Below are 16,403 nucleotides of genomic sequence, written 5' to 3'. Positions count from 1 at the left end.
TCTTGGATTTAATGGTCAAGCATCGAAGCAGAAACAGGATTTCGAGTTCCACGCCTGTAAGTTATAATAATTTACAACGAGGAAGTAAAACAATTTTGCGCTTCCAGATTCGGAAGTATAAATTATGAAACCACAAATAAATTTAGCACCATCTAAATCTCCAGAAGAACTCCATAACCAGCTACAGGAGTTGAGGGAAAAACTTGAGGAAGTAGAGGATGAAAAAAACAGCTATGAAACCTTAGTAGAAATTGTCACACAACACTCCACGGATCTAGAAAACCAGATCCATCATAAAAACCGAGAGATGCAGACTTACATCGAGCAGGTAAAAAAGGTTATAGATGCAGCTATCGCTGTAAAAAACAATAGCTTTCAACCCCAGATATTGTCAGATGTGGCAGCGCGCAGTGATGCACTGGGAGAACTGGCACAGGTATTCTCGCATATGGTGCAAACGGTGAAAGCGCGGGAACAAGAATTAGAGAAACTTTTGCAGGCTTACGGACGTTTTGTTCCCGATGAATTTCTCCAATTTCTCGGCAAGCAAAGCATGGTTGATTTCCAGCTTGGAGACCACGTGAGCAAAGAGATGGCAATTATGTTTTCCGATATGCGTTCGTTCACCACGATGGCGGAGCAAATGACTCCTCAAGAAAACTTTGACTTCATCAATAACTATTTACAGCAAATTAGTCCCGAAATTCGTAAGCACAACGGTTTTATTGTCAAGTATATTGGAGATGGAGTTATGGCAGTTTTTCCTGATGGCGTTGATGATGCTATTCAGGCAGGAATTGTGAAATTGGAGCAGTTGCAGAAATACAATCAAAGCCGTAAAATAAATGGGGATATACCGCTGAAGATTGGCATTGGTATCCATGTGGGTGATACGATGGTTGGGATTATTGGAGATGCGAACCGGATGCAAGCAGATGCGCTCTCGGATCATGTCAATCTCACCGCTCGTCTGGAAGGTTTGACTAAGTATTATGGCGTATCTTTATTAATTTCTGGAGATGTGGTACAACGTTTGAGTCAACCCGAAAAGTATCATATCCGTTTTTTGGATCGGGCTATTGTCAAAGGTAGACAAGAAGCCATTTCAGTTTGTGAGGTGTTAGATGTTGAAGTAGAACCAGTGCGATCGCTCAAAATTCAAACTTTGCCTATATTTGAGGAGGGACTCCAAGAATATTGTCAGGGAAATTTTGCTAAGGCCATAGTTTGTTTTGAACATATAGTGGCGCTAAATCCAGATGACAAGCCCAGTCAACTTTACCTAAAACGCATCCAATCGCTGTTAGAAAAGAGTATTCCTGCTAACTGGAATGGAGTGTGGAAATTTACCCAAAAGTGACATTAATACATCAATTGGAGGCAGAAAAACTATGACATCTGGAAGCTTAAAAACAATGACACAAATCTTTGGAGAATTCATTGAAGAATTTCCTCCTGAACACGACTCCCTAGAACTTACATTTACCCCCAGTTCTCGCCCCATCAAACAGCGCTGGCGCAATAACAGGCTTTCAGCTCATTTTGTGGCAGATTATTTGTCGAGCTTTCTACCGGTGGATGAGGAGGATGCTAGCAGCGAGAAACGGATAAAAGAAAGCAAGGGAGCTGTGAGCTACGTAGCCAACGAACTGTTAGAAAATGCGATAAAATTTAATGACGATGATACCAATTATAAGGTCAAATTTGGTATACATTTTATTGGTGAAATAGAGGTGACGGCGATAATTTTTGCCAGTAATAGTGTCAAGCCAGAAAAGGCAAATAAATTGAAGGAGTTTATTGAAGAAATTCTGGCTTCCGATCCCAATGAACTTTATTTGCAGCAGCTTGAAAAGAATGCGGAATCGGAAAGTGACACATCGGGATTGGGATTGCTGACGATGATTAATGACTATTCAGCTAAGATAGGTTGGAAATTCGAGTGCAGACCAGATAGTGATACCATCATTGTTACGACTGTGGTTCAAATTAGGGTCTAGTTGCTAGCATTTCAATATTTACTCTCTTGTGCGATCGCACTATTTTAGTCAGGAAACAAAATCACAATGGGCATTCAAGAAATTCAAGGTGAAGATTACAGCATTCAGTACGATCCAGAATCAGTCACAGTCACTTTCCAAGGCGAACTCAGCCTGAGCGGCCCAGCAGAGTATGCGCCAATAGTCGAATTGTTAGATGAGGTCGCCAATCCCGAACCGCCTACTATTACCTTGAATCTAAAAAATTTGGAATTTGTTAACAGTTCTGGTATCAGTATGCTGTCGAAGTTTGTCATTGCCGTTCGGAAAAAGAAAACTATTCAACTTTTGGTATTGGGTTCAAATGATGTTCCCTGGCAACAGAAATCTCTCAGAAATTTAGAAAAGCTGTTGCCAACTTTGAAGCTCGAATTAGCGTAGGATATGTTTCAGTTGACAGTTGACAGTTGACAGTTGACAGTTGACAGTTGACAGTTGACAGTTGACCTGGGATAGCGACCTCTAACTGGAAGGAACAGGATTCGAGTAATGAATAGTCTTCTTTTAATTTCTCCCTAAAAGCGAGAGGCTTTAAACCAGTTTTATCTGGTAAAATTTAATTACGGTTAACACAGGCGGGACGCCCGTGCCACACACAGTTAACATAGGCGGGACGCCCGTGCCACACACAGTTAACATAGGCGGGACGCCCGTGCCACAGTTAACATAGATAAATTTGGATGATTAGTAAATTGCTTAAGTTTGCTGGATCGGCAGTTCAATGATAAACTCGGTTCCCTTGCAGGGTTCCGACTCGCACCGAAGCGATCCTCGGTGATTTTCTACTAAGATTTTGTAGACAATAGACAATCCTAAACCGGTACCTTTACCAATTTCCTTGGTGGTGAAAAACTGCTCGAACATTCGCTCTTTTATCTGTGGTGTCATTCCGGTTCCCGTGTCAGCAATCCGCACTCTCACGCGATCGGACCCAGCTAATTCTGTGGTGATCAAAATTTTTAACGTAGCATAGGGCTCATTTTGTGATGCTTCGTCCAAAGCATCGATCGCGTTGGTAATTAGATTCATAAATACTTGATTTAGCTGACCCGAATAACACTCTACAGGAGGCAATTTTCCATAATTTTTAATTACTTGGATGTCGCGACGGTCTATTTGAGAATTGAGACGGTTTCGCAAAATTAACACGGTGCTGTCAATGCTGTCGTGCAAATCGCACATGGTCATGTTACTGTTATCGGTTCGCGAAAAGTTGCCCATAGATTTGACAATTTCGCGAATGCGATTGGAACCCATTTGCATGGAAGAGATAACTTTAGGCAAGTCTTGAACTAGAAAACCCAGATCTATCTCTTCGATTTTAGCTGTGATTTCGGGACAGGGATTGGGATAGCATTCTTGATAGAGACACAGCAGGTGCAACAAATCTTGAGTATAAATTGCGGCATGGCTCAAGTTGCCATAAATAAAACTAACTGGGTTATTAATTTCGTGGACGATACTAGCCATTAGCGCCCCCAGCGAAGACATTTTTTCGCTGTGGAGGAGTTGAGCTTGAGTTTGTTTTAGTTCGCAAAGTGCGCGATCGAGCTGGGCGGCTTGAGCTTCCGCTTTCGAGGTAGCAGCACAACTTTCTTGATAAAGTTCAACCTGTTTAAGGTCGATTTCAAATTGTTCGATTTCGCTTTCTTGCTGGTATTGGCTCACCACGGCATCGAAAGCTTCTAGCAAGTCGCCGCCCGCTGCTTCGACAATGTACAGGAGATGGGGATTTTCCAGCATGAGTTCGGCATCAGGAACTTGCACTAATGCTTTTATTCGATCGATATATGCGCGCACTTGTTTGTCTAAATACAGTGGCGGCTCCAAATACATTGCCTTGAGGGTGGCTGAAGGGGGACTCACTAAGTTGATGCTGCTGCCAATATTAATTAAGTCGCGGTGCGATTTTTCCATAAGCTCGATCGCTTCTAACAAATTCACCCGCAGTTTGGCTCTTTCTACCCCATTCTGAGAGCAAACTAACCTCATGCAAAAAAACGCCGTTCGTTGAGAAAGCATTCGCTGGCGGCCGCTGATATTAATTACCGCAGCACTAATTTTTCTGGCTGTCGTAATTTCTTCCAGATTAAAGTAGTTGCTCAGTGCTGCCATTGGTAATACCCCCGACTCCACTAAATGTCTGTAGCTCCTGCTGACACAAGATTTAAGAGCCATAAAAAAAATTGTACAAGACACTAATCAATATATTCTGTATTTCCTAATAAAGTAGTATACTAAAACACAATTATTTGCAATTGGTGGCTTATCACAATTTTTATGATTCGGCTTCTTGCACAGTTTTTCTTAATTATTCAAAAATTTACAAGTCAACTTCGCCATAATTTGAGCTTGAGTTTGCGGCAACCCGTGAGCAGCATTGGGAATAATTGCTAACTCTGCTCCCGGTATCTCGTTAGCGTAGGTTTCACAGTGCCATAGAGGAATTGTTTCGTCACTATCTGCTGCGATAACTAAGGTAGGAATTTGCAATTGGTGAATTTCTTTTTCTACTGTATCAACTGCATCTTCTGGCCGCATCCGGCTCATTAAAAATGACCTTGCTACTGGTTGAGACATTAACTCCCTGCGCCACCCGGAAATTTGCTGCAATTTCTCACTTTTTCCCGCTAAACTCGCAAAAGGTTTTGCTAAGTGCAAGGCCCAATCAACGGCTGGGGTTTCCCACAGCAGCGGCCGCAAAGCATCGTATTGACCGCAAAAACTGTCGTCCCGAATTCCGGCTGGTGCTGCTAACACTAAACTGCTAACAGAATTAGGATATTTGAGTGAATATGCAGATGCTACCCAACCGCCAAAAGAATGTCCGATGATGCAGCAGGGTTCGATATTTAGTTGTTCTACAACTTGCCGGACAAAAGCAACTTCTACAGCTACGTCGTAGCGGATTTCTGGTTTGCTGGATTCTCCAAAACCCAACATATCTAAACTGATGCACCGAAACTGAGATTGCAATAACTCAATTAATGGCAGCCAGCAAGTCTTTTCTCCGAAGAAACCGTGCAGCATCAATAAGGGTCTGCCGCACCCGATGTCGAGGTAGGCGGCTGTTTGGGTGGTGCTATTGACAAATGTACTTAATGTGTGCTTGTGTCCTACAAGTGCTTGAGACTGCATGGGCGATCGACTCTTGATAGGTAAGAAATATTTGTAAAGAATTGTAACAAAAAAGCAGTCCAAAGGTTAAACTTCATTAAGGAGTACACAATGAGAAATAGACCATGATATTGTCTATGATTATTAGAAAATACTACAAACTCAAAGCAGGAGAACACTTTGAACTCTACTTTAAAACAGTACCCGGCTTGCTCTCTTCGTGAAGATGTCAGTGAGTACGTAGCACACCTACAGCTTCACATGACTTTACAAGCTCGCAACTTGCTCCCTACCATTACCACCGCTAAGGATAGTCGGGAACAACTGTTGCAGCAGACTCAGGCTCATTTTGAGAAACGAGTTTCTCGACAAGCTATTTAAACAAATTTGCGGTTTCCCCAATTTACGATCGCCCGCGATCGAACTTTCCCAAATTTCATCATCCCAGAAACCCGGTAGTCTCAAAAATACCGGGTTTCTTTTCGGCTAATTAGGTAGGGGGCCAGGTTTTGGGTAATATGCGTTGGGTTCTTTAATTTTATGTTTATGCGAATTCCGATTATTGCATTTTTGACTTTGGCACAGGTGGCTGGCGGTGAATTGGCGGCGCGGGCGATAGATCCGAGTGCCGCACCGACTGAGGCGGAGTTTAGAGAGGGAACCGCAGAGGCGCAGAGGGCGCAGAGGGAGGAGGATGAGGTCATTGGTGATAACTTAACGTTAAACCGACCGTCTCTGTTGTTTGTAGCGAAGTCTAGATCCCCCCTAACCAAGGGCGGGCACGGGGACACCGCCCCTACTAAGGGGGGGACAAGAAATATGCTCAAAGTCCCCCTTGTTAAGGGGGATTTAGGGGGATCTAGACTAGATGACAAGCGAAATTTGTTATCGGTTCCAGTCTTAAATAGTCACCAATCGGATGAGGTGAACCCAACTGTGCCAAATTGGCCGGCATTCGATGAGCTCGCAGCTTCTGGAGAAGTACGCGCGGCGCAGCTATCTCCTAGGGAATCTCCCTCATATCGTTTCCGGTTGCATCACAATAATAAAATCGAGTCAACAGTTAACACTCAACCATTGAGTTTTTCCACCCCTGCTTCAACAGTCAACAGTCAACAGTCAACAGTCAACAATCACCTGACGGTGCAACCGGAATTGATATCACTCAAGTCCAGCCACAATAAAGATTTTACATCTCTGTTAAAAACTCCGGTTCCGCTGGCGGCACAAGCGGAAATCCCCGAAGCCGTAAACAGCAACGCCCAACAGCTAGACGGTACTCTGCAAATCAGTCAAGCAAGCAATGCTGAAGGCGTTTACGTTGCAGAGGTAAAAATTCGCTTTGTCAATTCCCGAGGTGAAGCTGTTGATAAAAAAGGGAATCCGGTTGAGGGCAGAATTTCGGAAGATTTTATCCGAGGCGAGCTCAAACTCAAGGTGGGGGATAACTACAGCCGGGAAGTTGTACGATTGGATTTACAGCAGTTGCAGCAATTGGGATTGTTTGACAAAGTGACGGTTTCTACTGAAGAAGTTGGCACGGATGTTAATGTAATCTACAACGTTCAAGAGCGATCGGCTCGCTCTTTTAGCGTGAGTGCCAGTCTTAGCGATGATGTTGGCGTTGCTGTTCCTCTTTCCTATACCGATCGAACTTTCGGCCGCACCCCACAGCGGCTGTCGGTGGAACTTGAACCCAGCCTCCGAGGTATCCAGTACGATGTCCAGTTTGTCAGCCCTTACGTTGCCGCGGAAGACCGTTTGGGATACAGTGTGAGAGCTTTTGGCGATCGCAGAATATCGGAAATTTTCAACAAAGATATTGATTTGCCCAACGGGAACCGAGTTCGGGAAATTCGGGTGGGGGGAAATCTCAGGTTTACCAGACCTTTGGGCGATTGGCAATCGACTTTGGGATTAAATTATACAAATATCAGTACGCGCGATCGCAACTTAAATATTGCCCGCCGCGACGAACTCGGCAATCCTCTCACATTCAGCGGCAGCGGCGTTGACGAGTTATACACTGTTTCTTTTGGTGCGATTCGCGATCGGCGGGACAATCCATTCAACCCCACCAGCGGCTCGATTCTCAGCCTCAGTACCGAGCAGTCGATACCTCTGGGGCGAGGCAACATTGTGAGTAACAGGCTGTTAGCGAATTATATACAGTATGTACCACTAACTTTGCTCGGCATCAGCGAGTCCGAAGCCTTGCCCGAAATGCTGGCTTTTAACTTGCAAGCGGGCACGGTAATCGGGGATTTGCCACCAACGGAAGCTTTTCGCCTCGGCGGTCGCAATTCTGTGCGGGGTTACGATAGCGGGGATATTGGCAGTGGCCGGAGTTATTTTTTAGCTTCCGGCGAATATCGGTTTCCTGTCGGCAGGGACGTCGGCGGCGTGATATTTGTTGATTTTGCGTCGGATTTGGGCACAGGAGATAGCGTACTGGGAAAACCGGCGGTAGTCAGGGACAAACCGGGGACTGGGGCGGGTGTTGGGGTGGGTGTGAGGGTGCGATCGTCCTTTGGATTAATTCGCTTAGATGTGGGTGTTAGCGACTTCGGCGACATCAAATTTATACTCGGTACAAAGCAGCGTTTTTAAGAATAGTGCAACAGATCACTTAAACCACAGTCTTAAAAAGATTTTACTTGACGAAATTGCCGCCAAAGCCGTTGGCCCTGCATCATCAAACCTATCGGCCTCGGCTGGCGGGGTGTCGGTGATTGCTGCTAAGGATGGGGCGAGTTGTCTCACGAATAATTGAGTTGGATTTCTTTGCTCAACCTCCCAAGTTTTTGGTAGTAATCGAAATTGAGTGAAATACAGCACCTCGTTCAGTTGACAGTTGACAGTTGACAGTTGACAGTTGACAGTTGATAGCGACCTCTACCTGGAAGGAAGAGGATTGGAGTAAGGAATAGTCTTCTTTTAATTTCTCCCGCTTATGGGTTCCGGCTTTAAACCAATTCTTTCTGGTAAGGACACAACAATGTTGTATCCCTACTGTGTTGTAGGCAATTGACAATTGCTATATTTATTTAGGCTCGTAACTACTTAACGCTTTGGTTTCTTCACATCAACAGTTTTCGGCTTAGCCGCCGGAGTGCGCGGATAAAACTTAAACTTATTGAGCGCAGCACTTGCCGATTTAGCCACACCGCTATCTATATCTCGCAAAGCTTTTTGTAGTAGCGGAATCACTTTTTCCGACTTAATCATTGCTAGTGCTTCCACAGCAGCTTCACGCACCTCCGGGTGAATATCTTGAGCTAATTTTCCCAAGGTTTCTATTGCTCGCTGACCTTCGGCTCTCAGAGCATTAGCACCAGCCATTTTACCTAAAGCAGACGCTGCAAACTTGCGGGTTTCTTTGTCCTGACTTTGAACACATCCCATCAACTGCGGTAGGGAATAGCTTGGTGCTTGTCTGGCAATTGGAAGCTGTTGTTCGACTTCTGGTTGATGTAAATCAATTGGTTGTGGTTCCGAAAAATCTGTGTAATTTAACTGTTCTTCAACTTCTGTTTGATTTAACTCACTTGACAGTTCCTGCCAAACTTCTTCTTGTGATAAACCTTCGGCAAATTCTGTTGAATTTAACTGACTGAACTGCTGCTCCGGGACTTCTTGTTGTTGTACATTACTTTCGTACTGCTCTTGCAAAGACATGATAGTAGCTTGCATCTGAGCTTCGTGCTCTCTCAACTGCTCGTGAGCCGCTTGCAACTGACTCTCGTATTGCTCTTGCAAAGCCTCCATATTTAACTGCATCTCAACCTCGCGGTTCTCATATTCCTCAGCAGTTTGCCTCAAGCGAATTTCGTGTTCATTTTGCAAGTTTTGCAAATGTTGCTCCATCTGAGCTTGATAATTTAGATGCAATTCGTCAGCAACTCTGAGTAAATGATGTTCGTGTTCTGCTTGCAAAGATTGGATATTTTGCTGGATACTAGCATTGTTAGCGGCTTCTAATTCCTCGCTGATTTGTCGCCGCAGCTCGTACTCATCTACGCTGGCAACTGGTGGGAGCTGACTGTCGCGTTCTGCCAAAACTTGTTGGAGCTGATTTTCGTATTGAGCTGCAACTTGTTTGAGCTGGTTTTCGTATTGGGTAGTAACTTGTCTGAGTAAATTATCGTGTTCGATACTAGCTTTTCTAAGCTGATTTTCCCGTTCTCCTTTCTGAGATTCGACAGCTTGTTGCACCCGAGACATCTGAGCTAATTCTATTTCCTCACTAATTCTGCGAGTTTGCTGCAAGTATTCTTGCTTTTGCTTCTTTAAGCGCTTTTCCACTAACCAGTAAGCAACTGCTACCCCTGCCAAAAAACCTACGATCGCTCCTATGATACCCACAACTGAGATCCTCCCGACAAAATAGTGATGCTGGACTTTTTACATTTAACCATACAGCCTCCTGTAACCGCCCAGTAGCAACAGCCAGGCTGTCACTGCTAGCCAGTGAACCGCCACCGCAGGCCAGATAGAACCGCTTTGCAGGTAGGCGAGGGAGCACGCAACTCCCAAAATTGCCGCCAGTAGCAAAAATACTGGATTCATAAAGGTCGATCGACCAACCGGGTAAAAAGTCAGCGCGTTCAGCGGGTGGTAAACTACAAAAATCGCCAAACTCGCGCATCCCCAAAACCACAGGATTAACCCAGAAGCCTTCTCAAGCGGGTGCGGCAGCATTAACACCCGGAACAATAATTCCTCGGTGATGCCCGGACTTAACAAACAGCCAACGAGCACTCCCACAATTGTACGCCGAGAGGTTTGCACGTCTACTTTGAGAAATCCCGACCAAAAACCCACTGAAAGAGCGATCAAAGTGTAAACCAGCGCGAGCATAGCTGCAACCAGCCAATCAGTGAAATCGGGAATAGTTGAAAAAGCTAGGGTGACGCGGTTTATCAGGAATCCCGGCAGCGCGAACGCACTAAAATTTAACATAATCAAACTGGTCCTTAAAATTTTCAAACAGATGTTAGCAGTAAGTTGAGCCGTTTATTATGCAAAACCAATCATTGCCACCCGTCAGAGTCCGCGTTTTTGTTTCGGGATTAGTTCAAGGAGTAGGATTCCGATATTCAACGAGGAATCAAGCAAAGTATTTCGGCCTGGGCGGCTGGGTGAGAAATCTCCCCGATGGGCGCGTCGAGGCTGTCTTTGAAGGCGGCAAAAAAGCTGTGGAAGGAATGATTAGTTGGTGCCGCCGCGGCCCGACTGGTGCTACGGTTAGTGAGTTGGTATTGGAATACGAAGACCCGGAGGGCGATTCCCTTGGCGATAGCTCCGCCGCGCGTACTTTTGAGATCCGCCGATATAAAGAATAAAGGGCATAAACGGCGGTTTCAACCGCCACTATACAAAAGAAGTCTGCCTAGCCTAGGGCAGGCTTCGCCCACGCAGACTAAAGAATAGACGAGCAATTGCAAAAATCTATTTCCTATCTTAAAAATATCTGCGTTTATCTGTGTTTATCTGCCTTTCATCTGCGGTCAATCTATCAATCAAACATTTATGCAATTCAAGTCTAATAAAGAAAATCGGCGGTTGAAACCGCTACTCTACAAACGAAGTCTGCCTAGCCTAGGGCAGGCTTAGCCCACGCAGACTAAAGAATAAATCAGATAAAAAGGGCGAGTTTGGTATTGCCAATTATCAATGATGAGCAAGTTGAGTTAATTTAGCAAACAACTGAGCAACTTTCGTCAAATCTTTATCTCCCGGCGCTATTTCTACGCCGCTAGAAAGGTCAACACCGCTGAAGTTATTGCCGATCGCGCTATCAATTGCATTTAAAATATTATCGGGTGTTAAACCGCCCGCCAGCAGCCAAGGACACTGCGGTCTAAACTCTGATAACATCCTCCAGTCGATCGTTTTACCAGTACCGCCCAATTGCTCTGGATGGTAAGCATCCAGCAGTAAAGTATCGACACGAACAGCATAAACAGCAGCGGTGGCTAAAGTTTCAGGAGTCTTAACTCTCAGGGCTTTGATAATTTCAATTCCCGGAAAAAACTCCCGCAGCCGATCGCAATATTCCGCTGTTTCATCTCCATGCAACTGCACCCCGCTTAAATTTGACTCTGCCGCTACTTGACAGATATTTTCTATTGTGGTGTTGGCAAAAACCCCGATGCGATCGACATTTTCCGGCAACTGCTCGACAATCAGGCGAATTGTTTCTGGGCTGACATAGCGGGGGGAAGCCGGCACGCAGATAAACCCCAAAGCCTGGGCTCCCAAACGGGCGATCGCAATTCCTTGGTCTAATTTAGTGATTCCGCAAATTTTAACCCGCACTCCGACTCCTCCCTTCCGAATTTGTATCAAAATATAAACGAATTGTTAACTATTAAAACAAATCTTAGTTTAATGCAAAACGCTTTTTATAATCTTGGAACTCAATATATATGTGAAATCAGGAGATAAGAACGTGATCAACTCATCTTTGCTGTTAGCCATACAATCTACCACACCCTCAACACCGGAGTGGTCGCCACTGGTAGGACTGACAATGATTTTATGTAATTTGCTGGCGATCACGATCGGCTACTACGGCATCTCCAAGCAAAACCGCGGCAAGGGCCCAGCTTTACCCGTTGCACTCCCTGGAATGTTCAAAGGCTTCGGCGTACCAGAATTGCTGGCAACAGCCAGCTTCGGCCACTTGCTCGGAGCCGGAGTAATCTTGGGCTTGGGTAACGCCGGAGTTCTGTAAAAACCAGGGGAAAGGCAAAGGAAAGGGGAAGAAAAGATATAATAGAAACTCTTTCTTGCTCTCCTTTCCCAGGAAAATTCATGCAGACAGGTTGGCGAATCGGCTCTTTATTTGGCATCCCCCTACTTATAGATTATTCGTGGTTTATAATTTTAGCCTTAGCAACCCGCGAATACGCCAGTAGTTATCGCGTGTGGGGGCCTGCGCTCTCCTGGAGTGCGGGGTTGGCAATAGCTCTGCTGCTGTTTGCTTCCGTGCTCTTGCACGAACTCGGACACAGCTTGGCGGCGATATCGCAAGGCATCAAAGTTAATTCTATTACCTTATTCTTATTTGGCGGAGTAGCTTCGATCGACTCGGAATCAAAAACTCCCGGTCAAGCTTTTCAAGTAGCTATTGCCGGCCCTTTAGTCAGCTTTGCGCTGTTTTTAATCCTCGGTTTGGGTTCTCAAGTTCTTCCCCCGAAAAGTTTGCTAGCAATTGTCACCGAAAGGGTAGCACTAATCAATCTTGTTTTGGGATTATTTAACTTAATTCCCGGTCTGCCTTTGGATGGAGGACAAGTTTTAAAAGCAGCAATTTGGAAAATCACTGGCTCTCGATTTGCAGGCGTTCGCTGGGCGGCAAAAACAGGGCAACTTTTAGGTTGGCTGGCCGTTGCTTTCGGTCTGAGTTTATGCTTGTTAGCGCGCGAGTACGGCGGCTTGTGGATGGCGCTCATCGGCTGGTTTGGCATTCGCAATGCCACTGCTTATAGCCGATTTACTTCACTACAAGAAGCCTTGATTAAAATTAAAGCCGGCGATGCGATGAGTCGCGAGTTTCGAGTTGTAGATGCAGATTTGACTCTGCGAGAATTTGCCGATCGCTATTTGTTAGAAGTTAATCCGTTTCCATTTTACATTGCTGCGACCAACGGCCGGGATTTGGGCTTAGTGTCGATCGACGATATCCGCTTCACAGAACGCAGCCAGTGGCCACTTCAGACTTTGCACAACATTTTGAAACCCCTGGAAAAAACCCCGACAGTCTCCGAAAAAGCATCCATCGCAGAAGTAATTAACAAGATGGAAGCCCGTCAGCTTTCCCGAATCATCGTCCTCTCGCCGATTGGTTCAGTAGCAGGGACGATCGATCGGGGCGACGTGGTTAAAGTTTTGGCAAAATACCTCAAACCGCAGATTTCCGAAGCAGACATCAAGCGCAGCAAAGAAGAAAACAGCTATCCCCAAGGATTGCAATTAAGTGCGATCGCCAAAACCGCACAAGAAAACTAAAATTTTGGCATCAGTAAGGGGCATTTACGAGCGCGCCAATGTTAGATTGTTGAAACCAACAATTATTAATATGCCCAAATTCTTTCATCAATTTCATCGTCAGTTGAAGGAGAGACGGTGGAGTTGGAAAAACTTAACTCATTCCTTCCCCTTCGCTGACTTGCAACCTCTTGCTATTATCTGGATTGTCGTGACCGGAACTCTATTGGGAGTGCGGCATTTAGGCGGGTTGCAGCCACTAGAATTAAATGCTTTCGACCTCATGGTGCAGTTGCGGCCCGATCCTGGCCCTGACCCCAGGTTGCTGATAGTTGAAGTCACCGAGCAGGATATTAATACTATTGAAAAATGGCCAATTTCAGATCGCACTTTAGCAAAAGCGATCGCAGCAATAGCGCGTCTTGAACCCACAGCTATTGGCATAGATATGCTTCGCACGACTCCCTACGAACCGGGGAATGCAGAATTAGTCACTCAATTGAAAAACCCCAAAGTAATCCCCATTACCTTCATCGGCAGCTCTGAGTCCGAGCGAGTGCCCCCACCTCCCAATATACCAGACAAGCGAGTAGGATTTAACGATGTAGTAGTCGATCCAGACCGTATAGTGCGTCGAAATTTGATGTTGAGGGGCGATGGCAAAAGGACAGTGTATTCATTTTCGATGCGGCTAGCTTTTGCCTATTTTAATAGCGAAAAAATAGCTTCTCAAAAAACAGAAAAAAACGAACTTCAGGTAGATAAAACAGTATTTTCAAAGTTGCGTTCTGACTCAGGAGGTTATCAGAACATAGATGCCGCAGGCTATCAAGTCCTGCTCAATTACCGCTCTGCTGAAAATATAGCCAAGAGCGTGACACTAACTCAAGTGTTGCAGGGAAAAGTTGATCCTAAATTGGTGAAGGGTAAAATAGTGCTAATAGGCGTTACAGCCCTAAGTGTCAACGATTTATTTTTTACCCCTTACAGCGCTCGTGCAAGAGAAAACCAGCCGATGCCTGGGGTATTAATTCACGCAAGGGCCACCAGCCAAATTCTCAGCGCAGTTTTAGATGGCAAAGGGCTGTTTTGGTATTGGGATGAATGGCAAGAAATACTCTGGATCGCTGTTTGGAGTGCCGTGGGTGGCTGTTTAGCTTGGCGGCTAGAAAAATCGCTGAATTTGATCGCGATCGCGATCGCAGCTTGCGGCTCATTAGCGGGATTCACATTTTTCCTCTTCATGCAACAGGGGTGGATACCTCTAATGGCCCCTACCCTGGCACTTTTAATCACCGCAGGAGTCGCAGTCACCTATAAATACGAGCAGTCGAGGCAACAGCAAGGGATTGTGATGAAATTATTAGGACAACAAACTTCACCCGCGATCGCAAATGCCTTGTGGAAAGAGCGCGTCCATCTGCTCGAATCAGGGTTATTGCCAGGGCAAAAAGTTACTGCTACCATCATCCTCACCGACTTGCAGGGTTTTAGTACAATCTCCGAAAAACTACCGCCAGAAGTAGTAATGAGTTGGTTAAATGAGTATTTATCAGCAATGGCCCAAGAAGTCCAAAAACATCAAGGCGTGATTAATAAATTTACCGGAGATGGAATGCTGGCAGTATTTGGCGTACCCATTCCGCGCACCACTCCAGAAGAAATTGCGGAAGATGCTCGCCTCGCCGTATCTTGCGCTTTAGCCATTAGTTCCCGCTTGCCACAAATGAATCAAAATTGGCTCACACGCGGTTTACCGGCCGTAAAAATGCGAGTAGGCATCTTTACAGGGCCTGTTATGGTGGGTAGTCTGGGAGGCACAACCCGTTTAGAATATGGAGTGATCGGCGACAGCGTAAATATTGCCTCTCGACTCGAAAGCTGCGAAAAAGATCGGCACGAGGACACTTGCCGGATATTGATTGCAGAAGAAACCTTACTGCATCTGGCAGACCAATTTGAAGTAGAATCTTGGGGAGCTTTACCGTTAAGAGGCAGGGAACAAAAAGTTAATGTCTACCGCATTTTGGGAATAAAACAGAAATAAAAAGACACCATTTCTCCCTAAAAAACCATGAAGCCCATGAAAAAAATTACTAAGTTTATCCTGAATCTGACATCAGTTGGATCAATAGTATTGATCGCCACACTTAACGCTTCCCTCTTTCCAGTTGTGGGACAGGATATAGATATAGAGATAGATGACGGGCCAGACACTAGACCGGGAGGGCCACGCGCTAGACCGGGAGGGCCGCGCTTCGTTCAGCCCCGTGAAGATATGGATGAGCTACCCCCCACTCAACCAGGACGCCCTGTGCGCGGTGGCTGCGCGAGTATTAGTCAGCTAGGTCTCACAGCCTTAGTGCCTACAAATAAGAAGGGACGGACTGTTTCCGACTATCCAACGTTCTTTTTCTACTTGCCTCGAACAGAGGCGCAATCAGCCGAATTTATCCTAAAAGATGAAAGCGGCAAGCAGATTTATAAACAGGATCTCACAATTAGCAATTTATCCGGGGTGATCGGCGTTAGTATCCCCCCTAAGCAAAATGTGCCTCCCTTGGAAGTAGGCAAAAGTTACACTTGGAATTTTACAGTGATTTGCGACTCTCAAGACCGATCGGCCGATCAGATCGAAATCGGTACTGTAGGGCGAGTTGAACTCAGTGCAGATATCCGCCGTCAATTAGAGAAGGCTGATCCGCGCGAGAAAACCTTTATTTATGCTGAAAATGGGATTTGGCAAGAGGCTCTCAGCAATCTAGCTGCCGCTCGTCGCGATCAGCCTAATGATACAACGTTCAAGGCTGATTGGGAAAGTTTGCTGGATTCTGTGAAATTGGGCGAAATTGCCAAAGAGCCGATCGTTCAAACTCAGCCACAGCCATAAGCTGTACTGCATATAAATTTAACTTTTTTGGCAACGTTAGAGCAACGGGCCAGAAGACTTTTAATAAAAAGAAGTGTACAAGTTTTTAACTTGTATCAGTAACAGCCAAGATGGCTGTTCTACAATAAAAATTCTTTGTTGTGGAACGGCCATCTTGGCTGTTCCCAAAAGGCGGTATACCCACAATAATTATTCCAGAAAGCTCTTGTGGAACGGCCATCTTGGCTGTTCCCAAAAGGTGGCAGTAAAGCCCACCCCCAAATATGCAGGTTAAATGTGAAACAGCTTAGGAATGAAAATTTAATAACTTTAGCGTCTGCTAAATAGTCGGAACTGCACGATAATTCCATTTTGGTAGATAT

General features: G+C 45.4%; 15 protein-coding genes and 1 pseudogene. 10 read left to right on the top strand and 6 right to left on the bottom strand.

The window, feature by feature from the left end:
- Positions 1-124 precede the first annotated feature (124 nt).
- The 3 genes from QUA58_RS15675 (at position 125) to QUA58_RS15665 (ending at position 2,420) form a co-directional block, all read left to right on the top strand.
- Positions 125-1,360 (top strand): adenylate/guanylate cyclase domain-containing protein, encoded by a 1,236-nt coding sequence (locus QUA58_RS15675; protein ID WP_333251434.1) that lies wholly within the window; start codon positions 125-127, stop codon positions 1,358-1,360.
- A gap of 31 nt (positions 1,361-1,391) precedes the next feature.
- Complete coding sequence (locus QUA58_RS15670) at positions 1,392-2,000, top strand: DUF6272 family protein (RefSeq protein WP_333251437.1); 609 nt, start codon at positions 1,392-1,394, stop codon at positions 1,998-2,000.
- A gap of 66 nt (positions 2,001-2,066) precedes the next feature.
- The gene (locus QUA58_RS15665; RefSeq protein ID WP_333081064.1) at positions 2,067-2,420 is read left to right on the top strand and encodes a slr1659 superfamily regulator; all 354 of its coding nucleotides are present in this window, start codon (positions 2,067-2,069) and stop codon (positions 2,418-2,420) included.
- 315 nt (positions 2,421-2,735) lie between these two features.
- Here the strand turns inward: QUA58_RS15665 and QUA58_RS15660 are convergent, their stop codons facing one another.
- Together QUA58_RS15660 and QUA58_RS15655 are read right to left on the bottom strand one after the other, a co-directional pair.
- Positions 2,736-4,217 carry an ATP-binding protein gene (locus tag QUA58_RS15660; RefSeq protein WP_445243662.1) on the bottom strand — a complete coding sequence of 494 codons (1,482 nt, stop codon included), beginning with the start codon at positions 4,215-4,217 and terminating at the stop codon, positions 2,736-2,738.
- A 129-nt stretch (positions 4,218-4,346) separates the two neighbouring features.
- Entirely contained in the window at positions 4,347-5,177 is an 831-nt protein-coding gene (locus QUA58_RS15655; RefSeq protein WP_333251440.1) for an alpha/beta hydrolase, read from the bottom strand.
- A 159-nt stretch (positions 5,178-5,336) separates the two neighbouring features.
- Between QUA58_RS15655 and QUA58_RS15650 the strand changes: the two genes are divergently transcribed.
- On the top strand, positions 5,337-5,537 hold the full coding sequence (locus QUA58_RS15650) for a hypothetical protein (RefSeq protein ID WP_006634481.1): 201 nt from the start codon (positions 5,337-5,339) through the stop codon (positions 5,535-5,537).
- A 165-nt stretch (positions 5,538-5,702) separates the two neighbouring features.
- Complete coding sequence (locus QUA58_RS15645) at positions 5,703-7,766, top strand: BamA/TamA family outer membrane protein (protein ID WP_333394754.1); 2,064 nt, start codon at positions 5,703-5,705, stop codon at positions 7,764-7,766.
- A 453-nt stretch (positions 7,767-8,219) separates the two neighbouring features.
- On the opposite strand, the gene QUA58_RS15640 is transcribed toward QUA58_RS15645, so the two are convergent.
- Positions 8,220-9,521 (bottom strand): HEAT repeat domain-containing protein, encoded by a 1,302-nt coding sequence (locus tag QUA58_RS15640; RefSeq protein ID WP_333394753.1) that lies wholly within the window; start codon positions 9,519-9,521, stop codon positions 8,220-8,222.
- A gap of 45 nt (positions 9,522-9,566) precedes the next feature.
- Positions 9,567-10,118, bottom strand: a complete 552-nt coding sequence (locus tag QUA58_RS15635; protein WP_333394752.1) for a CPBP family glutamic-type intramembrane protease — start codon at positions 10,116-10,118, stop codon at positions 9,567-9,569.
- A 59-nt stretch (positions 10,119-10,177) separates the two neighbouring features.
- Here QUA58_RS15635 and QUA58_RS15630 point away from each other — a divergent pair, with 59 nt between their 5' ends.
- Positions 10,178-10,501, top strand: a complete 324-nt coding sequence (locus QUA58_RS15630; RefSeq protein WP_333394749.1) for an acylphosphatase — start codon at positions 10,178-10,180, stop codon at positions 10,499-10,501.
- Between the two features lie 328 nt (positions 10,502-10,829).
- Here QUA58_RS15630 and QUA58_RS15625 read toward each other — a convergent pair whose 3' ends face one another.
- Entirely contained in the window at positions 10,830-11,477 is a 648-nt protein-coding gene (locus QUA58_RS15625) for a phosphoribosylanthranilate isomerase (RefSeq protein ID WP_333394748.1), read from the bottom strand.
- A 133-nt stretch (positions 11,478-11,610) separates the two neighbouring features.
- Here QUA58_RS15625 and psaK point away from each other — a divergent pair, with 133 nt between their 5' ends.
- The 4 genes from psaK (at position 11,611) to QUA58_RS15605 (ending at position 16,041) form a co-directional block, all read left to right on the top strand.
- Positions 11,611-11,895 (top strand): photosystem I reaction center subunit PsaK, encoded by a 285-nt coding sequence (psaK, locus tag QUA58_RS15620; RefSeq protein WP_333394746.1) that lies wholly within the window; start codon positions 11,611-11,613, stop codon positions 11,893-11,895.
- An 80-nt stretch (positions 11,896-11,975) separates the two neighbouring features.
- Positions 11,976-13,172, top strand: a complete 1,197-nt coding sequence (locus tag QUA58_RS15615) for a site-2 protease family protein (RefSeq protein WP_333394744.1) — start codon at positions 11,976-11,978, stop codon at positions 13,170-13,172.
- A gap of 4 nt (positions 13,173-13,176) precedes the next feature.
- Positions 13,177-15,198: an adenylate/guanylate cyclase domain-containing protein gene (locus tag QUA58_RS15610; RefSeq protein WP_333394743.1), complete on the top strand. Its 2,022-nt coding sequence runs from the start codon at positions 13,177-13,179 to the stop codon at positions 15,196-15,198.
- 36 nt (positions 15,199-15,234) lie between these two features.
- Positions 15,235-16,041 (top strand): DUF928 domain-containing protein, encoded by an 807-nt coding sequence (locus QUA58_RS15605; RefSeq protein ID WP_333394741.1) that lies wholly within the window; start codon positions 15,235-15,237, stop codon positions 16,039-16,041.
- 119 nt (positions 16,042-16,160) lie between these two features.
- On the opposite strand, the pseudogene QUA58_RS15600 reads toward QUA58_RS15605, so the two are convergent.
- Positions 16,161-16,403: pseudogene (locus QUA58_RS15600) on the bottom strand (hypothetical protein); the annotation flags it as partial.

This window comes from Microcoleus sp. N9_A1 (assembly GCF_036701795.1).
Lineage (GTDB): Bacteria > Cyanobacteriota > Cyanobacteriia > Cyanobacteriales > Microcoleaceae > Microcoleus.
This window is presented reverse-complemented; position numbering and strand designations above follow the sequence as displayed.

Coding starts and splice junctions, on each gene's coding strand:
- QUA58_RS15630 (WP_333394749.1), top strand. CDS start 10,178: ATGCAAAACCAATCATTGCCACCCGTCAGAGTCCGCGTTTTTGTTTCG.
- QUA58_RS15645 (WP_333394754.1), top strand. CDS start 5,703: ATGCGAATTCCGATTATTGCATTTTTGACTTTGGCACAGGTGGCTGGC.
- QUA58_RS15660 (WP_445243662.1), bottom strand. CDS start 4,217: ATGGCTCTTAAATCTTGTGTCAGCAGGAGCTACAGACATTTAGTGGAG.
- QUA58_RS15615 (WP_333394744.1), top strand. CDS start 11,976: ATGCAGACAGGTTGGCGAATCGGCTCTTTATTTGGCATCCCCCTACTT.
- QUA58_RS15635 (WP_333394752.1), bottom strand. CDS start 10,118: ATGTTAAATTTTAGTGCGTTCGCGCTGCCGGGATTCCTGATAAACCGC.
- QUA58_RS15605 (WP_333394741.1), top strand. CDS start 15,235: ATGAAAAAAATTACTAAGTTTATCCTGAATCTGACATCAGTTGGATCA.
- QUA58_RS15665 (WP_333081064.1), top strand. CDS start 2,067: ATGGGCATTCAAGAAATTCAAGGTGAAGATTACAGCATTCAGTACGAT.
- QUA58_RS15655 (WP_333251440.1), bottom strand. CDS start 5,177: ATGCAGTCTCAAGCACTTGTAGGACACAAGCACACATTAAGTACATTT.
- QUA58_RS15675 (WP_333251434.1), top strand. CDS start 125: ATGAAACCACAAATAAATTTAGCACCATCTAAATCTCCAGAAGAACTC.
- QUA58_RS15670 (WP_333251437.1), top strand. CDS start 1,392: ATGACATCTGGAAGCTTAAAAACAATGACACAAATCTTTGGAGAATTC.